Annotated in this window: 18 protein-coding genes and 3 pseudogenes; 14 read left to right on the forward strand and 7 right to left on the reverse strand. The window is 63.7% G+C overall.

The features are described from left to right. Positions 1-119: 119 nt before the first annotated feature. Both DN412_RS23170 and DN412_RS23175 read right to left on the reverse strand, forming a co-directional pair. Positions 120-1106, reverse strand: a complete 987-nt coding sequence (locus tag DN412_RS23170; protein WP_115213714.1) for a PAS domain-containing protein — start codon at positions 1104-1106, stop codon at positions 120-122. Further along, positions 1103-2017, reverse strand: coding sequence for a LysR substrate-binding domain-containing protein (locus DN412_RS23175; protein WP_115213715.1), 915 nt, complete (start codon positions 2015-2017; stop codon positions 1103-1105). The genes DN412_RS23170 and DN412_RS23175 overlap by 4 nt, the downstream gene beginning before the upstream one ends. A 101-nt stretch (positions 2018-2118) precedes the next feature. On the opposite strand from DN412_RS23175, the gene DN412_RS23180 reads away from it, so the two are divergent. From DN412_RS23180 to DN412_RS23215, 7 genes are all read left to right on the forward strand, one after another. Then, complete coding sequence (locus DN412_RS23180; protein ID WP_115213738.1) at positions 2119-3192, forward strand: tartrate dehydrogenase; 1074 nt, start codon at positions 2119-2121, stop codon at positions 3190-3192. Positions 3193-3458: 266 nt separating this feature from the next. After that, entirely contained in the window at positions 3459-5054 is a 1596-nt protein-coding gene (locus DN412_RS23185; RefSeq protein WP_208647641.1) for a BCCT family transporter, read from the forward strand. Positions 5055-5205: 151 nt separating this feature from the next. Continuing rightward, positions 5206-6342 carry an aromatic ring-hydroxylating oxygenase subunit alpha gene (locus tag DN412_RS23190; protein WP_115213717.1) on the forward strand — a complete coding sequence of 379 codons (1137 nt, stop codon included), beginning with the start codon at positions 5206-5208 and terminating at the stop codon, positions 6340-6342. A gap of 31 nt (positions 6343-6373) precedes the next feature. Further along, positions 6374-7822 carry an NAD-dependent succinate-semialdehyde dehydrogenase gene (locus DN412_RS23195; protein ID WP_115213718.1) on the forward strand — a complete coding sequence of 483 codons (1449 nt, stop codon included), beginning with the start codon at positions 6374-6376 and terminating at the stop codon, positions 7820-7822. Positions 7823-7852: 30 nt separating this feature from the next. Further along, positions 7853-8830 (forward strand): PDR/VanB family oxidoreductase, encoded by a 978-nt coding sequence (locus DN412_RS23200; RefSeq protein ID WP_115213719.1) that lies wholly within the window; start codon positions 7853-7855, stop codon positions 8828-8830. A 57-nt stretch (positions 8831-8887) separates the two neighbouring features. Next, positions 8888-9976: a porin gene (locus tag DN412_RS23205; protein WP_115213720.1), complete on the forward strand. Its 1089-nt coding sequence runs from the start codon at positions 8888-8890 to the stop codon at positions 9974-9976. A gap of 529 nt (positions 9977-10505) precedes the next feature. After that, positions 10506-10931 (forward strand): hypothetical protein, encoded by a 426-nt coding sequence (locus DN412_RS23215; protein ID WP_133303071.1) that lies wholly within the window; start codon positions 10506-10508, stop codon positions 10929-10931. A gap of 323 nt (positions 10932-11254) precedes the next feature. Here DN412_RS23215 and DN412_RS45520 read toward each other — a convergent pair. After that, positions 11255-11359, reverse strand: a pseudogene (locus DN412_RS45520) (IS66 family transposase zinc-finger binding domain-containing protein); the annotation flags it as partial. 49 nt (positions 11360-11408) lie between these two features. Here DN412_RS45520 and DN412_RS23220 point away from each other — a divergent pair. Next, positions 11409-11666 (forward strand): VOC family protein, encoded by a 258-nt coding sequence (locus DN412_RS23220; protein WP_244222756.1) that lies wholly within the window; start codon positions 11409-11411, stop codon positions 11664-11666. A 133-nt stretch (positions 11667-11799) separates the two neighbouring features. Here DN412_RS23220 and DN412_RS23225 read toward each other — a convergent pair whose 3' ends face one another. The 3 genes from DN412_RS23225 to DN412_RS23235 form a co-directional block, all read right to left on the reverse strand. Further along, positions 11800-12747 (reverse strand): AMP-binding protein, encoded by a 948-nt coding sequence (locus tag DN412_RS23225; protein ID WP_279635228.1) that lies wholly within the window; start codon positions 12745-12747, stop codon positions 11800-11802. Between the two features lie 295 nt (positions 12748-13042). Next, complete coding sequence (locus tag DN412_RS23230; protein WP_115213722.1) at positions 13043-15508, reverse strand: efflux RND transporter permease subunit; 2466 nt, start codon at positions 15506-15508, stop codon at positions 13043-13045. After that, positions 15505-16515 carry a WD40/YVTN/BNR-like repeat-containing protein gene (locus DN412_RS23235; RefSeq protein WP_244222754.1) on the reverse strand — a complete coding sequence of 337 codons (1011 nt, stop codon included), beginning with the start codon at positions 16513-16515 and terminating at the stop codon, positions 15505-15507. Before DN412_RS23235 ends, DN412_RS23230 begins: the two co-directional genes overlap by 4 nt. 160 nt (positions 16516-16675) lie before the next feature. Between DN412_RS23235 and DN412_RS23240 the strand changes: the two genes are divergently transcribed. The 6 genes and pseudogenes from DN412_RS23240 (at position 16676) to DN412_RS23260 (ending at position 22783) form a co-directional block, all read left to right on the forward strand. Further along, positions 16676-18238 carry a DUF1302 domain-containing protein gene (locus DN412_RS23240; RefSeq protein WP_425267441.1) on the forward strand — a complete coding sequence of 521 codons (1563 nt, stop codon included), beginning with the start codon at positions 16676-16678 and terminating at the stop codon, positions 18236-18238. A gap of 51 nt (positions 18239-18289) precedes the next feature. Continuing rightward, on the forward strand, positions 18290-19669 hold the full coding sequence (locus DN412_RS23245; RefSeq protein WP_115213724.1) for a DUF1329 domain-containing protein: 1380 nt from the start codon (positions 18290-18292) through the stop codon (positions 19667-19669). Positions 19670-19782: 113 nt separating this feature from the next. After that, a pseudogene (locus DN412_RS45895) lies at positions 19783-20427 on the forward strand (MFS transporter); the annotation flags it as partial. A 109-nt stretch (positions 20428-20536) separates the two neighbouring features. Next, positions 20537-21028 carry an MFS transporter gene (locus tag DN412_RS45900; protein WP_425267442.1) on the forward strand — a complete coding sequence of 164 codons (492 nt, stop codon included), beginning with the start codon at positions 20537-20539 and terminating at the stop codon, positions 21026-21028. 131 nt (positions 21029-21159) lie between these two features. Continuing rightward, positions 21160-22362, forward strand: a pseudogene (locus DN412_RS45905) (NAD(P)/FAD-dependent oxidoreductase); the annotation flags it as partial. 13 nt (positions 22363-22375) lie between these two features. Next, positions 22376-22783 carry a RidA family protein gene (locus DN412_RS23260; protein ID WP_115213726.1) on the forward strand — a complete coding sequence of 136 codons (408 nt, stop codon included), beginning with the start codon at positions 22376-22378 and terminating at the stop codon, positions 22781-22783. Between the two features lie 105 nt (positions 22784-22888). Here DN412_RS23260 and DN412_RS23265 read toward each other — a convergent pair whose 3' ends face one another. Further along, positions 22889-23740 (reverse strand): phytanoyl-CoA dioxygenase family protein, encoded by an 852-nt coding sequence (locus tag DN412_RS23265; RefSeq protein WP_115213727.1) that lies wholly within the window; start codon positions 23738-23740, stop codon positions 22889-22891. Between the last annotated feature and the right edge of the window lie 169 nt (positions 23741-23909).

The raw sequence follows: 23909 nt of genomic DNA on the forward strand, positions 1-23909 counted from the left end.
GACCTCCGCGGAGTCCTGACGATCGACACCCGGCGCGCCCCTGTTGGAGCGGCACTGGGCGTACGCGTGTGCCAGCAAATCCTCACGATAGATCTTGTCGTACCCCGCTTTCTCCCCAGTCAGACCGCGCGCATCGCCAGCGCGTAGTACGACGCGCCGTCCTCGCTGCGCTCCAGCATCGCGCGAACCGTCACCGCCAGCCCACTTCCGTCCCCCCGTTGCAGCTCGGCGCCGAACTCCGCCTGCGGCCGGGCGCGCGTCATCCTGCGCAGGCGCGCCCCGGCATCGGCGAGACGTCCGGCAAACCCGCCGCCCAGCAGAGCACCGACATCGCAGCCGACCATCTCCACCAGCGCCGCATTGACCGACTCGCAGCGCAAGTCCCCGTCCAGCAATGCCATGCCTTCCGACGTCAACTCGAACACCGCCCGGAACCGCGCCTGCTGGTCGCGCAGCGACTGCTCGACGAGCTTGCGCGCGGTGTTGTCCATACTGATGCCGACAATCTTGACGATGCGCCCGTCCAGTTCACGCACCGGCGTGGCGCGGGACGAAATCCAGCGGATGCTGGCGTCGGGCTGGTACAGGCGGAAGTCGAACTCGTGCGCCTTGCCTGTGCGCAGCGATTCCTCGTAGGCGGCGTTCATCATGGGAACGTCATCGGCATGCACATGCTTCCAGAAGCTCTCGTTGCTGACGATGCGCCAGCCGTACACGGCTTCGACGTTGGACGAGTAGGTAACGTCGTCCGTGATCAGGTTCCATTCCCACGTGACGATGCGCGCGCCCTCCTGCGCCAGCTTCATGCGCGCCTCGCTCTCCATGATCTCGGCCGTGTAGCGGCGGCGCATGTCGGTCATGGGGATTTCCACCGCGCTCGATGTTTCCGCCTCTTGCCGCGCCTGCTCGCCGTAGCGCAACCAGATCCAGTTGACGCCAAGGAACGCCGCCAGCTTGCGGAGCTTCTCGTAGTCGATCTCACCGCCCTTCGTCCATTTGTGCACGGCCGGGCGCGACACGTCGAGCGCGTTCGCCACCGCCTGCAGCGTGAGTTTCTTGTGTTCGAGCAGTTCCTTGAGGCGGAATGCAAAGCTGTTTTCTGTCATGTCCTGGATTCCCCGGTGGCATCCCCGAGATGCCGCATGAAAAACTCGACGCAGGCGCGCAGCCGTGTGGAGCCGGAAAGGCGCGAAGGATACACCGCCCAGATATCCGCGTCCTGGCGGTAGTCGGGCAGTACATGCACCAGGCGGCCGGCCTTTAGGTCAGGTTCAACGTCCCACATCGATCGCAGCATGACGCCATGCCCGGCCAGCGCCCAGCCCGTGACAATCTCCCCATGGTTGGACGACAGGGGCCCGCCGACCTTGACGTTGCGGTCACCGTCCGGCCCGGTCATGCGCCAGACGCCGAAGGGATGGTCGCGCTCCTTTGTGACGAGGCAGTCGTGCTCCGCCAGCGCGTCGAGCGTCTCCGGCACGCCGCGCGCCGCGAGATACGCTGGGGCCGCGCACAGCACCCGCCAGTTGCGCGCCAGCCGGCGGGCGATCAGGTGTGGGGCGATGTCGTTGCCGATGCGGATGTCGAGGTCGATCCCCTCGGCCACGAGGTCGACCAGCTTGTCGAACACGTCGAAGCGGATTTCCAGGCCGGGGTACTGCTCGCACAGCATCGAGATCAGCGGCGCGACATGTCGCCTGCCGAAGCCCACGCTGCTGCCGATCCGCACCAGCCCGCGCGGCGCGCCGCCGCCAGCGCAGACGTCGTCCATCAACTGGCCGATCTCGTCGAGCATGTGGCGCGCCCAGCGGCACACGCGGTCGCCGTTCTCCGTCAGCGATACCTGGCGCGTGCTCCGGTGCAGCAGTTGCGCACCCATCGCCTGCTCCAGCGCCTTGACGCGCTTGCTGACATAGGCCGGCGAGCTGCCCAGTTCCTCCGCAGCGGCCACGAAGCTGGCGCGCTGCGCAACCAGGCAGAACACCCGCAGGTCTTCCATTGGGGGCAGATTGTTCACGATTCGTGTTTCCTGTATCCACGGTTGCACGGATGATCCGCGCGGGGTTTCCCGGCATCCTCGATCGCGTCCTGACCACCAGACACGAGCGAGACACCGCCATGACCAAACCTTTTCGCATCGCTGCCATTGCCGGCGACGGCATCGGCAATGAAGTCCTCCCCGAAGGGCTGCGCGTCGTCGAAGCCGCCGCGCGCAAGTTCAACCTGCCCATCGAAGTGCGTCACTTCGAATGGGCCAACTGCGACTACTACCTCCGTCACGGCAAGATGATGCCGGACGACTGGAAGGAACAACTCGACGGCTTCGACGCCATCTACTTCGGCGCCGTGGGCTGGCCCGACAAGGTGCCCGACCACGTCTCGCTGTGGGGCTCGCTGCTCAAGTTCCGCCGCGAGTTCGACCAGTACGTCAATCTGCGTCCGGTGCGCCTGCTGCCAGGCGTGCCCTGCCCGCTGGCCAACAGGAAGCCCGGCGACATCGACTTCTACGTGGTCCGCGAGAACACCGAGGGCGAGTACAGCTCGGTCGGCGGCCGCATGTACGAGGGCACTGAGCGCGAGATCGTGATGCAGCAATCGATCTTCAGCCGCCACGGCACCGACCGCATCCTGAAGTACGCCTTCGAACTGGCGCAATCGCGTCCCCGCAAGAAGCTGACTTCGGCCACCAAGTCCAACGGCATCGCCGTCAGCATGCCCTGGTGGGACGAGCGCACCGCCGCCATGGGCGCACAATACCCCGACGTGAACTGGGACAGCCAGCACATAGACATCCTCTGCGCCCGCTTCGTGCTCCAGCCCGAGCGCTTCGACGTGGTGGTCGCCTCCAACCTGTTCGGCGACCTGCTCTCCGATCTCGGCCCGGCCTGCACCGGCACCATCGGCCTGGCCGGTTCGGCAAACCTGAACCCGGAGCGCAAGTTCCCCTCGCTGTTCGAGCCGGTGCACGGCTCGGCGCCGGACATCTACGGCAAGCAGATCGCCAACCCCATCGGCATGATCTGGTCGGGCGCGATGATGCTCGATTTCCTCGGCGGTTCCGCAGGAAAGCAAGCGCATGATGCCATCCTCGCCGCCATCGAGATCGTGCTGCGCGAAGGCCCGCTGACGCCGGACGCCGGCGGCAAGGCCGGGACGAGCGACGTGGGCAAGGCCATCGCCGACGCCATCTGACGCCAGATGCGCTGGAGGACGTGACGCAGAATTCGCACGACTCGTCTTCCCCGCCTGGCGCGCGAAGGCCCATTCGACACACACGTAGTTTTTTTCAGCGCGGAGCTTGTGCATCCCCGGAATTTTGCATAGAGTTTGCGTAAACCAATGGTTACTGTAAACCATTGGTTTACTAAAAGCAAAATAAGAATGCGGACCCAACCGCGCCGGTTAGACAAGTTCCACCACAAAGCACCATGCGCCAAGACGCATCGGAGGAGATCCACTTGAAAACGTCCACGCCCCGCCGCGACGGATTCCTGACCGTCTGCACGCTCACCGCCGTGCTGGTCACCGTCATCGCCATGGTCCGCTGGCCCGCCGAAGCGGCCGCCACTGCCTCCCAACTCTTCGACTGGTCCACGCGCTCCTTTGGGTCGCTGGTCCAGATCTTCGTCTTCGGCTGCGTCATCGCCTGCCTGGCGCTGGCCTTCAGCAAGTACGGCAACGTGCGGCTGGGCGAAGGCAAGCCCGAGTACTCCACGCTGTCGTGGGTCTTCATGTTCATCTGCGCCGGCATGGGGTCGTCGACCATGTACTGGGGCGTGATGGAGTGGGTCTACTACTACCAGTCACCCGGCCTGAACGTGCCCACCGGCACGCGCGAGGCGCTGGAATACTCCATCAGCTACTCGTTCTTCCACTGGGGCCTGAGCGCCTGGGCGGTGTATGCCCTGCCCTCGCTGGCCATGGCGTACCACTTCCACGTGCGCAAGAACAAGGGGCTGAACCTGGCGTCCATCATCGAGGCCATCACGGGCTTCCGCGCCACCGGGCCGGTCGGCCGGCTGGTGGACCTGATCTTCCTGCTGACGATGTTCGGGGCGCTGACCGTCTCCATCGCGCTGACAGCATCGACCTTCACGCGCGGCCTGTCCGGCCTGTTCGGCGTGCCGGATACGTTCGTCACGCAGTTAATCGTGATCGTCGGCGTGTCGGTGCTGTTCTCCGCAAGTGCCTACATCGGCATCAACGGCGGCATGCAGCGCCTGAGCCATATGGTCTGCTGGGGCGCGCTGCTGCTGGCCGCAGTCGTGTTCGCCATCGGGCCCACCCTGTTCTCCGGCAACAACATCGTCAACGGCCTGGGCCTGATGTTGCAGAACTACGTCCACATGAGCCTGTTCACCGACCCCACCGGCGACGGCGCCTTCAGCCGCGGCTGGACGGTGTTCTACTGGCTGTGGTGGGTGTCGTACTCGCCAGGCGTGGCCATGTTTGTGGCGCGCGTATCCAAGGGTCGCAAGATCAAGGAAGTCATCTACGCCCTGCTGCTGGGCGGCAGCGTCGGATGCTGGTTCTTCTTCGGCGCGCTGGAAAGCTACAGCATGCACCAGTTCATGTCAGGGGCCATCGACGTACCGCGCATCCTGAAGGAGCACGGCGGCGAGACGGCAGTGGAAATGCTGCTGAGCGCGCTGCCGGCCGGCAAGATGTTCCTGGCCGTGTACCTGGTGATCATGATCGTCTTCCTCGCAGCCCACGTCGACGCCGTAGCCTACGCCGTGGCCGCCACCACCACCCGCAACCTGGAGGAAGGACAGGACCCGTCGCCGACCAGCCGCGTGTTCTGGTGCGTGATGCTGACGCTGGTGCCGCTGGCGATGCTGTTCGTCAAGGCGTCGCTGGACACCATGAAGACAGCCGTCGTGCTGACCGCAATCCCGTTCCTGGTCATCCTCGGGTTCAAGCTGTTCGGCCTGTTCCGCTGGCTGCTGCAAGACCACGCCGACACGCCGGCACACCTGATCGAAGCGGCCCGGCCTGAAGGCGAAAACCGCGCCGTGACCGCCGACCGCGAAGCCGCCGTCGCCAACGTCTGATGAATTGATGGTTTGATGGTCAGGGCAGCCCCCGCCGCCGCCCTGACCCGACTCATTGCCCACACTTTGCCCGCCCTCGGGCATTTTCTTCCGCCTTGTTGTTAAACAATATTTAACGCTTAACCACAAATTAACTAAAGGAACCCGAATCATGGAGAAGACTCTGGACAACGCCGCCGTGAAGCTGCCCGCCAACTTCTGCGCCGACGACGAGAACGCCTGGACCCTGCCCGCCTCGTATTACACGAAGGAAGCCGTCTTCGAGTATGAGAAGGAAAAGATCTTCGCCAATAGCTGGATCTGCGTGGGCCACCGCAGCGAACTGGCCGAGTCAAACGACTACGTGACCCGCGAAATCATCGGCGAAAGCATCGTCGTGCTGCGCGACCGCGAAGGCGTGCTGCGCGCCTTCTACAACGTCTGCCCGCACCGTGGCCATCAACTGCTGCAAGGCAGCGGCCGCGCGAAGAACGTCATCACCTGCCCGTACCACGCCTGGACCTTCAAGCTCGACGGCGAACTGGCGCTGGCCCGCAACTGCGACAACGTGCCGAACTTCGACAAGGACAAGTCCAGCCTCGTGCCGGTCAAGGTCGAGGAATACGCCTGCTTCGTCTTTGTAAACATGAACCCGGACGCCGGCAGCGTCGAGGAGCAACTCCCCGGCCTGGAAGCCCGCATGCGCGCCGCCTGCCCGGTGATCGACGAACTCCACCTCGGCGCCCGCTTCGTCACCGAGACGCCGGCCAACTGGAAGTCCATCGTCGACAACTACATGGAGTGCTACCACTGCGGCCCGGCGCACCCTGGCTTCTCGGACTCGGTGCAGGTTGACAAGTACACCCACACGCTGCACGGCAACTGGACGCTGCAGTTCGGCCACGCCAAGTCGTCGGAAAAGTCTTTCAAGCTGGACGAGTCGGTGAAGGATCCGAGCTTCAGCGGCTTCTGGGCCTGGCCTTGCACGATGTTCAACGTGCCGCCGGGCGCCAACTTCATGACGGTGATCTACGAGTTCCCGGCCAGCGCCGAAGTCACGCTCCAGCACTACGAGATCTACTTCCTGAACAAGGAACTGACCGAGGACCAGAAGAAGCTGGTCGAGTGGTATCGCGACGTGTTCCGCCCGGAAGACCTGCGCCTGGTGGAAAGCGTGCAGAAGGGCCTGAAGTCGCGCGGCTACCGCGGCCAGGGCCGGATTATGGTTGACCGCCAGCGCAGCGGCATCAGCGAGCACGGCATCGTGCATTTCCACCGCAAGGTGGCAAAGGAATACGAGGGCGCCTGAGCCCCGTCCCACCGAAACGGAGACCAGACAAATGCAACTGAAGGACAACGCCCTCTTCCGCCAGCAGGCCCTGATCGGCGCCGAATGGACCGACGCCCCCGACGCCGCCACTGTAGCCGTGTCCGACCCCGCCACGGGCGAGCAGGTCGGCACCGTGCCGCTGATGCGCGAGGCCGGCGCCGTGGCCGCCATCGAGGCCGCCAACGCCGCCCTGCCCGCCTGGAAAGCCCGCACCGCCAAGGAGCGCGCCGCGCTGCTGCGCAAGTGGTTCGACCTCATCATCGAGAACGAGGACGACCTCGCCGCCATCATGACCCGCGAGCAGGGCAAGCCGCTGGCCGAAGCGCGCGGCGAGGTGCGCTACGCCGCCTCGTTCATCGAGTGGTTCGGCGAGGAAGCCAAGCGCCTCTACGGCGACGTGATTCCCTCCCCGGCCGCCGACAAGCGCCTGGTGGTGGTACGTGAGCCGATCGGCGTCTGCGCCGCCATCACGCCATGGAACTTCCCGGCGGCGATGATCGCCCGCAAGGCCGCGCCCGCGCTGGCGGCCGGCTGCACGATGGTGGTCAAGCCCGCCAACGAGACGCCGTTCAGCGCCCTGGCGCTGGCCGAACTGGCCCTGCGCGCCGGCATCCCGGCGGGCGTGCTGAACATCGTCACCGGCGACGCGGCGGCCATCGGCAGCCAGTTCACCGGTCATCCGCTGGTGCGCAAGCTGTCGTTCACAGGTTCCACGCCGGTCGGACGCCTGCTGATGCAGCAGTGCGCCGGCACGGTCAAGAAGGTATCGCTGGAACTGGGCGGCAATGCGCCGTTCATCGTGTTTGAAGACGCCGACATCGACGCGGCGGTCGAAGGCGCGATCCAGGCCAAGTACCGCAACGCCGGCCAGACCTGCGTCTGCGTCAACCGCCTTTATATCCACGACGCCGTGTACGACCAGTTCGTCGAGCGCTACGTGAGGAAGGTGGCCGAACTGCGCGTGGCCAACGGCTTCACGGCAGGCAGCGAGATCGGTCCGTTGATCACGGAGAAGGCGGTCGCCAAGGTCGGTGAACTGGTGGCGGATGCCGTAAGCAAGGGCGCGCGCATCGCCATCGGCGGCGGCGTGCATGAGGCCGGTGCGCAGTTCTTCGCGCCGACGGTGCTGGCGGACGTCATCCCCGGCATGCGCGTGCTGGACGAGGAAATTTTCGGGCCGGTCTCGCCAATCGTCCGCTTCACCTCGGAAGCCGACGTCGTCCGCATGGCCAACGACACCATCTACGGCCTGGCCGCCTACTTCTTCAGCCGCGACATCGGCCGCGTCTGGCGCGTGGCCGAGCAGTTGGAGTACGGCATCGTCGGCATCAACACGGGCCTTTTCTCGAACGAGGTGGCGCCGTTCGGCGGCGTGAAGCAGTCGGGCCTGGGCCGCGAGGGCTCGAAGTACGGTATCGAGGACTACCTCGAAATGAAATACCTCTGCATGGCGCTGTAACGCGCGGCAGCACACCCGGAAGACAGCAGCATGGGCAATACCTACCAGACCCTCCAGGTGCGGGTTTCGCGCATCGAGCACGTGACCCCGCTGATCAAGCGCTTCACCATGGAAGCGATGGACGGCAGCGAACTGCCGCCCTTCACCGGCGGCAGCCACGTCATCGTGCAGATGCGCGACGGCGAGCGCCAGTACAGCAACGCCTACTCGCTGATGAGTTCGCCCGACGCGCTCGGCAGCTACCAGATCGGCGTGCGGCGCGAAGAGAAGTCGAAAGGCGGCTCGGCGTTCCTCCACGACAGGGTGGCAGAGGGCGACGCGCTCACCATCACCACGCCGAACAACCTATTCGCGCTGGATGATGGCGCGCATCACCACGTGCTGATCGCGGGCGGCATCGGCATCACGCCGTTCATGTCGCAGATGCACGAACTGCGCAAGCTTGGCGCGTCGCACGAGTTGCACTATGCGTTCCGTGCAGACGAGCACGGTGCGTTCCGCGACGAACTGGCGGCGCTCTCGCAAGCGTCTTCCGGGGGCCGCGTCAGCTTCTATGTCGACAGCAAGGGCCAGAAGCTCGACCTGGCAGGCCTGCTGGGCGGCATGCAGGCCAGCGCGCATGTCTATGTCTGCGGCCCGGCGCCGCTGATCGATGCCGTGCGCACTGCCGCGCAGGCCATTGGCCTCGACCCGTCGCGCGTGCACTGGGAACAGTTCGCCGCGCCGGAGCAGGCGGGCGACGCCTTCACCGTGGTGCTGGCGAAATCCGGCAAGACGGTGGAAGTGGCTGCCGGCGAGTCGATCCTGAAGGCCATCGAGCGCGACAGCTCTGTGCCGGTCGAATGCCTGTGCCGCGAAGGCGTGTGCGGCACCTGCGAGACCCGCATCCTCGAAGGCGAAGCCGTCCACTTCGACCAGTACCTGAGTGACAAGGAGAAGGCGTCGCAGAAGACGATGATGATCTGCGTGTCGCGGGCGAAAGGCGGCAAGCTCGTGCTCGACCTGTAAGTCACAAGAAAGGCCGGCGCACGGGATGCCGGCCACCATCCCTCCCGAGGAGACCCCATGAGGAAATCAGCCAGCCTCTGGCTACTGGCGGGCACGCTGCTGCCTGCTACTTTACCTTCCGCATCGTATGCGCAGTCGAACGTGATGCTCTACGGCGTCGTCAGCACCGCCGTGCGCTACACGTCGAACATCGACGGCCGCCACCACGACCTGACCGAACTCGTTTCCAGCGGCATCGGCGGCAGCCGCTGGGGCCTGAAAGGCAACGAAGACCTCGGCGGCGGCAACAAGGCCGTTTTTCTGCTGGAAAACGGCTTCGGCAACGACGACGGCAAGACCGCCTACAACGCCCTGTTCGGCCGCCAGGCCTACGTCGGCCTCTCCGGCGACTGGGGCGCCCTGACCTTCGGCCGCCAATACAACGCCCTGAACAACATCGCCTGGGCTTTCGACCCGCTCGACCAGAGCTGGGGCAACTTCTGGTCGGACCCGCTCTACACCGGCGGCGACATCTTCTTCCAGGGCTACCGCATCAACAACAGCATGGTCTACAAGAAGACAGTCGGCCCGGTGAGCATCCAGCTCGACTACGGCTTCGGCGAACAGCCAGGCAGCACGGCGCGCGGGGCAACGTTCGGCGGCGGCGTGATGTTCCAGCAGGGGCCGCTGGCCGTCGGCGTGGCCTATGACCAGCAACGCCCGGGCACCGGCGACAACGCGCTGCACAATTACTCGGTCGGCGCGTCCTATGTCATCGGCAACGCCACGGGCTACGTCGGCTACATGGGCCGCCGCGAGACCAACACGGATGCGCGCTTCGGCATCGCCTTCGTCGGCCTCGGCTACCAGGCCACGCCGGCCCTCCACCTGTCGGGCGCGTACTACCGCTACAACCAGAGCGGCAACGTAACAACGCAGTTCCAGTCCACGCCCATCCCGCTCGGCAGCGGCAATGCCGACGCGGTATCGGCCGTGGCGGACTATGCCCTGTCGAAGCGCACCAGCCTGTTCCTGGAGGCCGACGCCACCTTCGCGCGCGGCGGCACGGTCGGGCGGGAGACAGAGTACTGGGGCGGGACGCCGGTGACAGACGCCCACAGCACTACCCGCGTGGGTGTGATGGCCGGGATTCGCCACCTGTTCTGACGCTCCCTCGCACACCGCCTCGTTGTCCCCGCGCAGGCGGGGACACGATTGTAAAAAACATGAGCACCAAAGCGAATCGGAACCTATCCTTTGCACCTTTGCGACAAGCCCAGCGGCTGATGCGGCCGACTAACCGACGGAGCGAATGTGCGCGCGGATGACCGTTGGTCCCCGGATAGCCGCCGTTGAGGCGGCAAAAGCTGGAACGGCGCAAACGGGTTGCGGATTCAACCGGTCAACGCAACAGCTTGATGGAATCGTCGCCGCCGGTACGCAGCTCGCCAAGGCGAAGAAGGTCGAGCTTCATCCACGGCCGAGACAGACAGATTCGAGAGCGTAACTCCTTCGGGAACGACCCGAGAAACATCAAGGGGTGATGCTTTTTCACGACGCTACCTCTTGAGTGGGGATATGCTAAGCAGAACATAGGTAGGCAATATCGAATTTGTCGAATGCGTTCACCCATTTGACTTTTCGCCCGCTAGAACTTAGCGGGCGCTTTCTTTCGGGTTCCAACGGGGAGGCAAATATGCAAACGCAAATCATTCGCGTTATTCCGCCGAATCTCATCGCGCCTGGCCTGCAGACTGCCCCGCCCCATGTGAAGGCAAACCCGGCTGTCCCAATGCCGAATTCACTTCGCGTCCCCCCCGCGAAGCCAAAGCCTCGAGGCAACACCCAGAAGGATCTGGAGGATTTCGCGCTCGCACTTTGTGCGAGCTACGCGCGCATTCCAGACGTCCAGGCGCCTTTTGATGCGAGCACGCTGGAGTGGCGGGGGCAACCGTATATCTACGTGACAGGCTGGGACATTAAGCGAAGGCGCCGGCTACTGGAGGTCTTCCAGAAACACTCGAAACATTTCCTGGAGCCGATGCTCGCGTTCCAGTACCCACCGCCCTTCCGGAAGCTGTTTAAGCTGGACTACGACATCCTCTATAGCCCCGACCCTTGAGGAGATTCGGAGAATTCGCGACGCAACCAAAGCTCGGGCGCAGAGCGCTCAATCAACCGTCGCCATATGAACTGTCAGTGCACGTATATGAACGCCGTGGATATGCAAGGGGTTTTGCTGTTGCGACCTGGTGACAGTGGGTCACAGTGGCATTTCGGGGTCATCTACCGGGCCAATCTCGGTCATCCGCCCTCACATCGCCGGACAGCCGACTTGGCCGATAAGCGGCCCGTGACACAAACAACGCGAGTGGCCGGAAAGGGCGCAACTTCGGTCATCGATACGATGCCGATGATCAGGGCGTACTTGATGCGCTCGTGCTAGATGACGCGGGCCTGCTCGGGAATGATGTCGAGTTGCTCGCTGACTTCGACGCCGATCTCGACCAGGGCGTGGCCATCGTACCCGCCGACCCGCTCCAACCCCGGCTTCCTCGTGGACATCCTGGAGCTTCCAGGGCCCATCGAGTTCGGGCAGATGCTGGTCGTTCAACTCGACAACGGCGTCTCGCTTGACTTCTTCGAAAGCGGAGGCGCGATCTCCATGCAGCGATCGGCGAGGAGTTCGACCGGGTCTTCGCTCGTCCGGGATAGAGAGCTTCGGTACTGGGCCGACCCCGGCAAACAGCGGGCCGGCGAAACCTATCAGCACAACGGCGGCCGGGGAAAGTATTTCGACGATCCTGACGGTCATTTTCTTGAGGTCATGACCCGCCCTTACAAGATCGGCTCCTGACGGATTGCAGTGGAATGGGGATCGGCACCGGCAATTCGTGCCGGGTGTGTTGGCGCTCGCGGATCGCACCTCAGCCATCAAGGCACGCGCGCAATGTTTGCGCGAGACGGTCCGGGCCTTGCAGCCGGCATGCTCAGGTGCCGGCCATCGCCTGAACCGCCCTCAGTTCGTGCTTGACCACCTTGCCCGCGGCGTTGGTCGGCAGCGCCGCCATGAACGCCACGGAGCGCGGCACCTTGTAGTTGGCCAGGCCGGGCCGGCACCATTCCAGCAAGGCCTCGGCGCTCAGAATCTCGCCTTCGCGCAATACCACGAAGGCGCTGCCGACCTCCCCCATGCGCGCATCGGGCACACCGACGACGGCGACCTGCGCCACCGCCGGATGCGTGCCGATCAGGTGCTCGATTTCCGCCGGATAGCAGTTGAAACCGCCGACGATGAACATGTCCTTGAGCCGGCCGGTGATCGACAGGTTTCCGGCGGCGTCCAGCTTGCCGATGTCGCCTGTGTGCAGCCAACCTGCGTCGTCGAGGGCCTCGCGTGACGCGGCTTCGTCATCGAAGTAGCCGCGCATGACGTTGTAGCCGCGGATCCACACTTCGCCCTGCTCCCCGGCAATCACGTCGTTGCCTTGCGCGTCCACGCAGCGAATCTCCACGCCGGCAAGCGGACGCCCGCTGGTATTGGCGATGATCTGCAGGGCGTCGCCCAGCCGGCAGACGGTGGCCAGGCCGCAGCACTCAGTCAGTCCGTATGCGGTGAGCACGACGTCGAAGCCGAGCACCTTGCGCATGCGCCGGATCTGTTCGGGTGCGATCGATGCCGCTCCGGTGACGGCCACGCGCAGCGACGACAAGTCATATGCACCCAGCCGCGGATGGGCCAGCAGGCTCAGGTAAAGCGTGGGCGAGCCCGGCAGGAAGCTGACCCGGCAACGCGCGATGCACCCAAGCACGGTTTCGGCGTCGAACTGCACCACGGGCAGGCACTGAATTCCGAAGGCGACAGCTCCAACTGCGCGAAGGGGCCGACGGCCACCGGATTCTGGGTCATCTCCATCGGCATATCCTCTCGTCTCCATCTTTCTCAACTCGGCCGGCTCAGCCCCTGGCGTTGATACACATGCTCTGCGGGCACTTATGTCGTCGCGGATTATAGGAGCCGGCTTCCCTCATTCCGGCGACCGGCGCGCTTATTCACAGAACCCAGTGAACGTAATCCGAACGGACTAGGAGTCGGGCAAGCGCGCACGCCCAACCCTGCGCCGCAGTTGCGCGAAGAAAAAAGGCCCGTCGTAATGATGGGCCAAAGCCATGCGATAAGAGGAGATGGATATCGCATGGGCAAAGATCTGCATCGGCGCTGCCGCGAACCAATCAAACCTCACGCTCCAACACCGGGGTGGCCATTCCGGTCGATGACCGGAAGCCGGAAGCCTGCTCTTGCGGATCACACATCGCCCCCGTTGACGGGCGCTCCGCCCGCTCGACACCGAGCCACGCAGCGAGCGCAGGCAGCAGAAATACGGCACCGAACAAGTTGACCAGAAACATGAAGGCCAGCAGCACGCCCATATCGACCTGGAACTTGAGGGCCGAGAATGCCCACGTCCCGACACCGATGAACATCGTGACAGCGGTAAACAGGGCCGCGGTGCCCCGTTGCCGCATGGCTTCCAGGAAGGCGTCGGGAAGAGAGGCGCCAGAGCGAATCTCATGCTGCATGCGCTCGTACAGGTAGATGCCATAGTCAACCCCGACGCCAACGCCGAGCGTGATCACCGGCAACGTGGCGACCTTCAGTCCGATTCCGAGCCGTGCCATCACGGCATTGCACAGGATCGACACGATGGTGAGCGGCACGACGATACACAGCACCGCTCGCCACGACCGGAATGTCAGCAGGCACAGAAAGGCGATCGCGCCGAAGATCGACAGGAGCATGGCCACTTCGGCTTCGCCGACGGCTTCGTTCGTCGCGGCCATCACACCAACATTGCCGCCTCCGAGCTGGAACCTGACGTTCGGGTTGGTGTTCTGCGCCGCCAGCCGCTTGGCTTCCGAGATAATGTGGGCGATGGTATTTCCTTCATGATTCCGGGAATAGATCAATACTTGTGATGCCTTGCAGTTCTCGGTATTCATCCCGTTGTCGGGGTCATAGGCACTCGCGCCTTGTGTCAGGCCTTCGCTGCTGCGCGGCAATGCGGCCCAGCGGGGATTGCCCTCGTTGAAGGCCGCAATCGAAACCTTTGCCGCGGTCGGCACGCTGACCACGGACTGCACGCCTGCAACGCCCCGCATCGACATTTCGAAGCGCTCGATGGCGCTCATCGCCGGGAAGTCCAGGCAAGCGCTTTCGACGCCGGTCACTTCGACGATGACGGACAGCACGTCCACGCCAATGTCGTACTGGCTGGTGATGGCAGCATTGTCAAGGTTGTAGCGTGACGTACTGCGCAGTTCCGGAGCGCCAGCGCCGATGTCGCCGATCTCCAGCTTGCGCGATTCCAGCGTTCCGGCGGCAAGCAGCACAAGCGCCGCCAACAGCGCCGCCGCGGCCGGCACAGGTCTGGCAAACACTGCGAAGTATGCCCAGCGTCGCCCGCCGCCGGCGGCCTCGCGGCGTCTGGCATGGGCAAGTGCGCCCGCTTCGATCCTGGTGTAGGACAACAGGATCGGCAGGAAGACCTTGTTGGTCATGATCATCAGCAGGACACCCAGACAAGCGGTGGCACCGAGTTCGCGCACGATTTCGATCTTGATGCGCATGATGACCATAAAGCCGAGCGCGTTGGTAAGCAGCGCAACCGTACCGGGCAAGAACAGCTTGCGGAACGCATCGCGGGCAGCTTCGACCGATTGCAGGCCCGCTACCAATGCCTGTTTCCACGCGTTGGTCATCTGCACCGCGTGCGATACACCGATCGAGAAGATCAGGAATGGCACCAGGATCGACATGGGGTCGATGCCCAGGCCGAGTATTGGCAGTGAGCCCAATAGCCACACCACGGGCAGCAGCGCCACGAACAGCGCCAGCAACGTGGTCCGGATCGAGTGCGTGTAGAGGAGCAGCAGGACAGCGGTAATCAGGAAGGCCAGCCCGAAGAAGGCCATCACGCCACTGATGCCCGCCTCGACGTCTCCGACGAGTTTCGCGAAGCCGATGATGCCGACCTCGATATCCTGGTCCGCGTAGCGTGCACGGATAGCCTCGAGCTGGCTGGCGACGGCTGCATAGTCCAGGCGCCCGCCGCCGGCGGGGTCGGTGTCGCGGAATTCCGCACGCACCAGCGCCGACTTCAGGTCATTGCCCACCAGGCTGCCGATCTGGCCCGAGCGCGCCACGTTATGCCGTACTTTGTCGAGGTCGTCTGGATTGGCCCTGGAGAACTGCCCCGGCACCACCGACTCGCCACGGAAACCGGCTTCCGTCACCTCCGTGTAGTGGACGTTCGGAGTAAACAGCGAAAACACGCGCGCGCGATTGATGCCGGGAATGAAGAAGACGTCGTCTGTCGCATGGCGAAGCGCGTCCATGAACTTCTGGTTGTAGATGTCACCCTGGCCCTTCCAGCGCAAGCTGACGAGTATGGTGTTCGCCCCCGGGAATGCGTTTGCGTAGCGGTTGAAGACCTGCATGTATGGGTGTTGCATCGGGATCATCTTCTCGAACCCGGGATCGAGGCGCAGCCGCGTTGCGGATATGCCTAGCGCGGCCGTGGCCGCAATGCACAGAATCAGGAGGATGCGCCGATACCGGATCAGCATGTCGGCGCAGCGGTCCACCAGGTGAAGGGACCGAGAGTTGGCGGCTTGGCGCCGGGGGCTTGGCGAGTTCATGAGCATTTCGGAGAAGTACCGCAGTTGGCAGGCGACGAGGCTTCCGGCGCTGGTGGTGGCCCGGATCCGACGGTCACGCCGAGATCGCCGCCGAGAGCCAGAACTCCCCTGCCCAGATCCAACACCGCCGCCAGGCTTTGCGCACCGCCCGCGCTACGCACCGCAAAAGTTTTTCCGCTGTCCCGTGATGTGACGATGGCCCCGCCCTGCCCGACCAGCACGAGCTCGCCGTCGTCACGCTGCGCACCTCCGAAATACGAGGCGCCAAGGCCTCCCTCGGCGTTGGTCCAGGTGTCTCCGTGGTCCGAGCTGCGCAGCACGTGGCCGCGCATGCCATAGGCAATCCAATCTCCATTGGCCAGGATCAGCGCGCCGAACAGCGATCCTTCGTACGGCACGGAACGCTTCTGCCAGGTGGCGCCGTTGTCGAGCGAGCGCAACAGCATGCCTGACTCGCCTGCAATGACCAGGCGGCCTTTGCCGTCGCCCACGATGCCGTTGAGATGGTGGTCGCCCGCCGGCGCCTCCAACTCCTGCCAGGTCAGCCCGGCGTTGCGCGAGACCAGCAACTGGCCGAAGCTTCCCGCCGCAAACACCTGCCCTTGATCGTCGCCCCATACCGACAGCAACGGGTCCGGGCGCTGCGCGTCGGTTCGCACTTCACGCCAGTGTTCACCGCCATCCTCGCTACGGACGATCAGTCCCTGGTGCCCCACCGCAATGCCGATGCGCGCGGAGATGAAAAACACCTGGGTCAGCGTGGTCCCTGCGGCGGGCGAGACCTGCGCCTCGCGCCATGCCGCGCCGTCGTTGTCGCTGATGAGGATGACGCCGCGCTCGCCGACGGCGACCAGCCGGCTTCCGGCCCTGGCGATGCCGTTGACCTGGACATTGCTGGCGTGGATGGAAGTTGCAGCGAATGCCGGCAGCGAACGCGGCGAGAACGCGAACAGCGCCGCGCATAACACCACCGCCGAGAACGAAACGCCGGGGATTGTTGTTTTCATGGGTGCCTTTATCAGTACGGCGCCGATGCTCTCATAAACGCAACGTACGATGCATTAGGGAATCCCAGTACTTCGTCCAGACTATGCGCTGCACACCCGCTGCTACCTACACTTCGCCGGCAACTTTCAGGTAGGCATTCTCAAGAAGAAAGGAGAGGCTATGCGCATGCAGCAGCTTGGGTTGGGCAGGCCGCCCGCGCGGTGGCGAAAGACGTTAGTGGCAATGGCAACAACGGCGGTGGTCATGCCGGCATGGGCCGGGGACACCATCGATCTCGGGGCGGACACCACGCTCGACTATCACATGACGCTCGGCTACGGCGTCGGCATTCGGACGCGATCGCCGAGCGGCGTGTTGCTCGCGCCCGAGAACATCAACGGCGATGACGGCGATCGCAACTTCAAGAAGGGCGGACTGATCGAGAACCAGGTCAGCCTGCTTGCCGAGGCCGATCTGAAGCACAAAGACCTCGGGTTCTTCCTGCGCTTCAGTGCGTTCTACGACCAGGCCTATCATCGCCCGAACGCCAACGACGCGCCGGACACGGTCAACCATGACGGGCCGTCCAACAGGTTCACATCGGACGCGCAGCGCTATCTCGGCGAGCGCGTGAAACTGCTCTCGGCCTATGCCTACGACACGGTCAAGCTCGGGAGCACCGACCTGAACGTCAAGCTTGGCAGCCAGGTCGTCGCGTGGGGCGAAAGCCTGTTCTTCGCAAATATCGCCGCGGCCCAGGGGCCGGTGGATGCGTCGAAGGGCTACGTCGCTGGCGCGGAGGTCAAGGACATCCTGCTACCGACCCCCCAGTTGTCGTTGCAATGGCAACTGGCCCCGAGCTTCAGCGTGCTCGGGTACTACCAGTTTCAGTTCCGCCCCAACGAACTGGTGCCACCGGGCGGATATTTCAGCTTCTCCGACGTGGTCGGACCGGGTGCGCAGTTCATTATCGGGCCGGACGGCCTGCGTATCCCCCGCGGCCCTGACATCAAGCCCAAGAGCCACAACCAGTGGGGCCTGGGAACGCGCTGGCGCGCCGACAAGGGTACGGAGTTCGGACTCTACTACCTGCACTACAACGACACGAATCCCAATGTCGTGACGAGCTTCTTCCCGACCCTGCAGTATCAACAGGAATACTTCGGGAATATCCAGCTGACTGGGGCAAGCTTCTCGACGGAAATCGGCGGCGTCAACGTCGCCGGCGAGACCTCATACCGGTCCGGCGCGGCCGTGCTGGTCAACACCGCGGACGGGCCGGCCGCCACGCGCGGCAATGTCTGGCAAACCAACCTCTCCGCAATTCACACCATCGGTCCGACGTTCCTCGCAGCGTCGCAGTCGATCGCGGCTGAACTCTCCTACGTCCGCGTCCTCGGCGTAACGCCGTTGCAGGGTTCGACAGAGCTGACCAACACACGCGACGCGGCCGCCTTCGAAATCGCCTGGACGCTGAGCTACAAGAACGTGTTCGACGGCTGGGATCTCGACGTTCCGATGACCTTTGCGCATCAGTTCGCGGGCAATACCGCCCTGGCCGGATCGTTGGGCGCGTTGAACGGCATACACGACACGCAAGCGTCGATCGGGCTGACGTTCACCTATATGAACAACCTGAAGCTCGGTCTTGTGTACGCGAGATACATGGGCGGGGCGAACCCCGTCACCCGCCCGCTCGCCGATCGCGACTATGTCGTCGGAACGGCGACGTACTCGTTCTGACAGGCGCTCCGCAATCCCTTCGAGTCACTCACCATCCCGAGGAATCCGAGAATGAAAAGCATCGCTCTTCCCACACTGAGAGCCCTGGCCTGGGTGGCTGGCGCCACCTTCGCCGTCGCGGCGTTCGCCAAGCTCACACCCGACGAAATCAAGCGGCTTGACGGCCCCCTGACGCCCATGGGCGCCGAGCGCGCCGCCAACGCGGACGGGAGCATTCCCGCCTGGACCGCCAAGATTGTCGGTACGCCGCCCGGCCTCCAATTCAACTCCGGCGATCGCTACCCGGATCCCTATGCCAGCGAGAAGCCGTTGGTAGTGATCACGCCTCAGAACATGGCCCAGCATGAGTCGAAGCTCACTGAAGGCCAGAAGGCGATGTTCAAGCGCTATCCGGACACGTTCAAGATGTACGTGTATCCGAGTCACCGCGACTTTGCCCTGCCCGAGACCAAGTACAACGCGATCCGGACCTGGGCTGCGCGTACGACCATGACCAGCGATCAGAACGGGCTTCGGGATTTCCCGCCCCTGGCGCCGTTTCCGATCCCAAAGTCGGGCGTCGAACTGATGTGGAACCTGCGCTTCGCCTCCGACCTCGTTGCCGAAGACGCCATCTACGACCAGGCCGTCGTCTACCCGGGCGGCAACATCGTCTGGGGCAAGACGCAGTACACCATCTACGCGCCGATTGGCGCTGAAGTGTTCGATCCGAAGAATCCGTTGAACAGCAGGAGCTTCTATCGTCAGTCGATCCTGCTGCCGCTGTCCGACCGCGGCACCATCATCACCGGCTACGAGTTATGGGACCAAGAAAGCGCGGATACGCGACGCACCTGGGTGTACAACCCCGGCACGCGACGCGTGCGGCAGGCACCGGAGTTTGGCTATGACCAGCCGCAGGGGCCAGGGGGGTTCCGCACTGTCGACGACGACCGGCTCTTCAACGGCTCGGGTCAACGCTATGACTGGAAGATCGTCGGCAAGCGAGAAGTCTATATTCCCTACAACAACTACAAGTTGTTGGACCCCAAGGTGAAGTACGCCTCGTTGCTGACCAAGGGCCACGAGAACATGGAGTTCATGCGGTTTGAACTGCATCGTGTCTGGGTCCTGCAGGCGACCCTGAAGGAAAACTTCCGCCACCAGTATGCGAAACGGGTTCTCTATATCGATGAAGACACCTGGAACGCAGTGGCCGCAGACAACTACGATGCGCGTGGCACGCTGTGGCGAACGAACTTCGCCCCGAGCATCTACGCGTTCGACGCCAAGGATTTCTATTCCACGTCGACGTTCTATCACGACCTCGTCTCCGGCGCCTATTACGCCGATCGCCTGACTAACGAGGCGCCCCCGTCAGCGCTGACGCCGAATGCCAAGAGTACCGAGGCCTACTACTCGCCAGACGCGATCCGCGGCGCCGGCAAGTAAGGCAGGTCCCCTGCTGGCGCTCATCGTCACGCGCGCGTTCGGCGAGGCGCCAGCACCGTACATCGCATCGGGCCTGCCCGGCCAGGGCCGGCCCGGAGCAGGACTCGAACAAAATGAAGACAACAATCCAACCAGATTCGCGCAACGGCTGGGGCATCGTCATCGGCCTGGCTGTGGTGCTATGCATCATCTTCGGCACCACGCTCAATGTGTTGAGTGTATTCACGCCGCCGATCCAGCAGGCGTTTCAGTGTACGAACGAAGTGGCGGCACGCGTGGCCACGGTGTTCCTGCTCACCATGACGCTCGCCATGCCGACAGCCGGTTGGCTGCTTGATCGCATGTCGCCGCGGCCCGTGATGACCGGCGGCGCCGCCTTGACGGTGCTTGGCTACCTGGCTGCCGCGCATGCCGGCGACATTGCGCAGCTCACCGCCACGCTGGGCGTGGCGGGGGTAGGTGTTGGCGCCTCGACCTACGTGCCGGCGATCACCCTCACGTCTCGGTGGATCGCCCCGAACCGGCAGAGCGTGGCCTTCGGCATCCTGCTTGCGGGCGCTGCATTGGGCGCCATCCTGTTTCCGCTGCCGGTCACCTACGTCACGCAGTGGCTGGGCTGGCGCTACGCCATGCAAGCGATCGCAGCCATGATTGCCCTCACCTGCGTGCCAATCCTGATCTGGACCGCCCGCCTGCCCGATTCGCGCCTGACGGCACCGCATGGCGCGCCGGGGCCGATGCTGCTGCACGGCCATGACATCGGCGAAGCGCTGCGCATGCCGCGATACTGGTTGTGGATCGTCATGTTGATGCTGATCACGTTAAGCAGTCTCGGCGTATGTATATATCGCCCTGGTGCCATATCTGGTGTCGACAGGCTACTCCGCCGAACGCGCAGCTGCCGTCTATATGGGAATCGGGGCGGCGACCCTGGTCGGCAATATCCTGTTCGGTGCGCTCAGCACCCGATGGGGTGCGAAGGCAGTCCTTCTGACGGGCACGGCTTTGAGCGCCGTCGGCATCCTCTGCCTGCTGGCCGTGGACCACCACGCCGTGGGCATGATTGCCATCGTACTGTTCTCGCTGATCTGGGGCAGCACATTCAATCTGGCGAACCAGCTCTCGCCGCTCTTGCTTGCGGAAGCCATGGGGCAGCGCAACTTCGGCAGCCTGCTGGGCATTGGCAACCTGATTTCCGGCGTGGGGTCCGCATTCAGTCCGGAAGCGCTCGGCTATCTGGTGGATTCCACGCATACGTACACGATCGCCCTGGCCATCTGTGCTGCCCTGCTTGTCGTCGCGCTGCTGCCAATCTCACTCCTGCAGCAAGCTGGCCCTACGCCGGAGACTGCCCGATGATGCCTTTTATTCCCTCGGCCAGGTATGCCGACTATGAGACGGGTGCGATCCCCATCGAACAGAGCGGATGGCGGCCGGAACAGCGCCTGCCGACACACAGGGCGCTCGCCGACGACATCGATACCGACATTGTCGTCATCGGGGCGGGATTAGCGGGCGCGTCACTTTCGCTGCACCTGGCCGAGCGAGGGGTCAACGTCGTAACGCTCGAAGCCCGGCAACCGGGCAATGGTGCATCCGGACGCAACGCGGGGCATGTCCAGACGTTCCTTGACAACCTGGAACCACTGCGTAGCTGGGGCGATCGTGGCGAGCGCTTCACCGCATTCTTCGTGGAACACCGCGACATCGTGTTCGATCTGTGCGCCAGGCACGGCATCGATGGCGACGCCGTCAAATGCGGCATGGTGGAGGCGGCTTACCGGCCCCATGCGGCGCTCGCGCGAAAGGCCGCTCTGTGGAAGGCACATGGCTACGACGTCGACGTCGTCACGGCATCGCCCCTGCGGGAGCTGCTCGGTACAGAGCAGTATAGCTACGGTATCCACTGGCGCGAGGGCGGTCGCGTCAATCCGTACCTGTTCACCTGCGGAATGATCTCGGCAGCCGTGCGGCATGGTGCACGAGTGTTCGGTGACTCCCCGGTCATCGGGTGCCATCGCGAAGGGCAGCGATGGCGCGTACGTACAGCACGCGGCAGCGTGCGTACGCAGCGCATCGTCATTTGCACCAATGGGCACGCCGGCAACCCGTTCTTCCCGGAACTGGCGCGCACGCAATACCCGATGGTCGCATGCGGGATGGCAAGCAGGCCCTTGTCACCGGCACTGCTCGAGATCATCAATCCTGCCCGTGTCGCCATGACGCACTATCCTACCGGGCTCTACCCGATGGTGATTGACGGACGCAATCGTCTCATCACCGCCACCATTCCCCATCCGAGGCGTGCGCACGAGGCCAAGACCTACTTCGCCTACTTCTTGCGCTACCTCCACCGCACCTATCCCCGTACACGCGAATTCGACGTCGAATTGGGGGCGTACTGGACTGGCATCACAGCGAACTCGTCTTCCGTCTACCACGAGGACTATCCAAGGCTGTATCAGGTTGACGACGGCGTGCTTGCGCTGATGAACCTGGGAACATGGGGCAACGTCATGGGGCCTCAGCTTGGTCTGAGCCTTGCGCAGGCGCTCGCAAGCGAGCGTCTGGACGACTGCATGCTGCCACTGGAGAAGCCTGAGCCGGTACGTTTCCAAAGACTTTTCGAACTCAAGACCCGACACCTCATGATCCCGGTCGCCAGAGTCATCGACCGTCTGCACCTTGCCTGAAAGGAGATTACCTATGACAAAGCAGCACCTGAACCCTCCCGGCCTGCTCAGCTTTCCACCGCTCAGCCAGGTTGTCGTGAGTACCGGCAGCAAGCTCGCATTCATCGCCGGCCAGACAGCCTGCAATGCGCAGTTCGAAGTGCTGGGCGGCAATGATTACCACCTCCAGTCGATCCAGGCCCTGAAGAACCTTCAGACCGCGGTACAGGCTGCCGGCGCGACGGTATACGATATCGTCAGCAGCACCGTCTACTTGCGCGACCTGACGCCCGCGGTCGCGGAGCAGTTCATCGCGGCGCTCTCGCTCGCCATGGATGGAGAACCCTTCCCTGCCCATGCGTTCACGATGGTGGGAGTGCAGGCATTGGCCAGCCCTGACGTGCTGGTCGAGATCTCTGCGATTGTGGCCATTGACGCGTAAGCGCGCCGCCCGAGGCACCCCGGTACGGGTTTTCAATCAGGGAGCATGGGCGGCTTCTTTCACTATGAGGAGGGGGCTCCCCTCCCCGCTTTCCAGGATGCGTTGTTAGAGCTGTCCTTCACTCAGCAGATCAAGCGGATTGCGCAGATCAACCATCCCCAGATAGCCGCCGTTGTCCTTGATGGCATCGTGCACGCCATACCCGAGCAGGCGTTGCGCCTGGCGCGACAGCCGCCGCGCCCGCGCCGGCGGCACTGACAGTACGTTGTTCTCCTCGGTTCGGAGCCAGCCAAGGGCATAGCTCATGTGGAAGCCGCGCCGCCACTGGTCCGATGTCGCGTTAGCGCCGCCGGCGTGCAGCGTTGCCCCCTGGTAAATGACCGCGGACCCCGCGGGCATCTCGGCAAAGGCGATTTCCGCTTCCTCGGGCTGGCGTTCGCGCGACCATCGATGGCTGCCGGGGACGACCAGCGTTGCGCCGTTTTCCCTGGTGAAGTCCACCAGGGCCACGACAGTAGCCAGTTGCAGGATCGGGCGCGGGTGGCGGAAGTGAATCCACAAGTCCTCATCGCGATGCATCGTCTGGGCGTGAGCACCCGGGCCGCGGTCCATCATATGCCCGAGGTTGAGCTGGTAGTCCGCGCAGTTGGGCAGCAGGAAGCGATCGCAAAGCGCCAGATAGACGGGATGGCACATGACCTTTTCGGCAAACGCATCGGATTTACCGGCCAGACCGGTCAGATGACGAACGTGCTTGCCAAAGAACGCGGCTACGGTTTCATTCACGTGCGCTTGTGCCGGATCGGAAGCCGAAATCAATGGATCGATATCCCGATCCAGTTCGGCAAGCGTGGGGGGATCAAGCAATCCTTCGACAACCACGGCGCCATGCTCCTCAATCGCATTGCCGATGATCTCAAGGGAAGTATCCGCTCTGTAACGGGCAATCTCTGCCATATGTGTTTGTCCTTTGTTCGGTGGCAACAGTCATGTGGCAAGCGTTGAACGGTCAGATGACCGGCCGGAGCTGCCACTAATGCATCTCGCGATGCATTAGTGGCATGCTAGCTACGAGGTGATCTCGCGTCAAGCTATGATTCGGCGTGCCAAAAAAAGACTGAGTGCA

The sequence above is a fragment of the Cupriavidus lacunae genome (genome assembly GCF_003353055.1).
In the GTDB taxonomy this organism is placed as follows: Bacteria; Pseudomonadota; Gammaproteobacteria; order Burkholderiales; family Burkholderiaceae; genus Cupriavidus; species Cupriavidus lacunae.

Bases quoted from the DNA above. Each gene is read 5' to 3' on its own strand.
- DN412_RS23180 (WP_115213738.1), top strand. From the start codon at position 2,119: ATGACCAAACCTTTTCGCATCGCTGCCATTGCCGGCGACGGCATCGGC.
- DN412_RS23190 (WP_115213717.1), top strand. From the start codon at position 5,206: ATGGAGAAGACTCTGGACAACGCCGCCGTGAAGCTGCCCGCCAACTTC.
- DN412_RS23205 (WP_115213720.1), top strand. From the start codon at position 8,888: ATGAGGAAATCAGCCAGCCTCTGGCTACTGGCGGGCACGCTGCTGCCT.
- DN412_RS23225 (WP_279635228.1), bottom strand. From the start codon at position 12,747: ATGGAGACGAGAGGATATGCCGATGGAGATGACCCAGAATCCGGTGGC.
- DN412_RS23200 (WP_115213719.1), top strand. From the start codon at position 7,853: ATGGGCAATACCTACCAGACCCTCCAGGTGCGGGTTTCGCGCATCGAG.
- DN412_RS23260 (WP_115213726.1), top strand. From the start codon at position 22,376: ATGACAAAGCAGCACCTGAACCCTCCCGGCCTGCTCAGCTTTCCACCG.
- DN412_RS23245 (WP_115213724.1), top strand. From the start codon at position 18,290: ATGAAAAGCATCGCTCTTCCCACACTGAGAGCCCTGGCCTGGGTGGCT.
- DN412_RS23170 (WP_115213714.1), bottom strand. From the start codon at position 1,106: ATGACAGAAAACAGCTTTGCATTCCGCCTCAAGGAACTGCTCGAACAC.
- DN412_RS23265 (WP_115213727.1), bottom strand. From the start codon at position 23,740: ATGGCAGAGATTGCCCGTTACAGAGCGGATACTTCCCTTGAGATCATC.
- DN412_RS23235 (WP_244222754.1), bottom strand. From the start codon at position 16,515: ATGAAAACAACAATCCCCGGCGTTTCGTTCTCGGCGGTGGTGTTATGC.
- DN412_RS23240 (WP_425267441.1), top strand. From the start codon at position 16,676: ATGCGCATGCAGCAGCTTGGGTTGGGCAGGCCGCCCGCGCGGTGGCGA.
- DN412_RS23215 (WP_133303071.1), top strand. From the start codon at position 10,506: ATGCAAACGCAAATCATTCGCGTTATTCCGCCGAATCTCATCGCGCCT.
- DN412_RS23195 (WP_115213718.1), top strand. From the start codon at position 6,374: ATGCAACTGAAGGACAACGCCCTCTTCCGCCAGCAGGCCCTGATCGGC.
- DN412_RS23220 (WP_244222756.1), top strand. From the start codon at position 11,409: ATGCTGGTCGTTCAACTCGACAACGGCGTCTCGCTTGACTTCTTCGAA.
- DN412_RS23230 (WP_115213722.1), bottom strand. From the start codon at position 15,508: ATGAACTCGCCAAGCCCCCGGCGCCAAGCCGCCAACTCTCGGTCCCTT.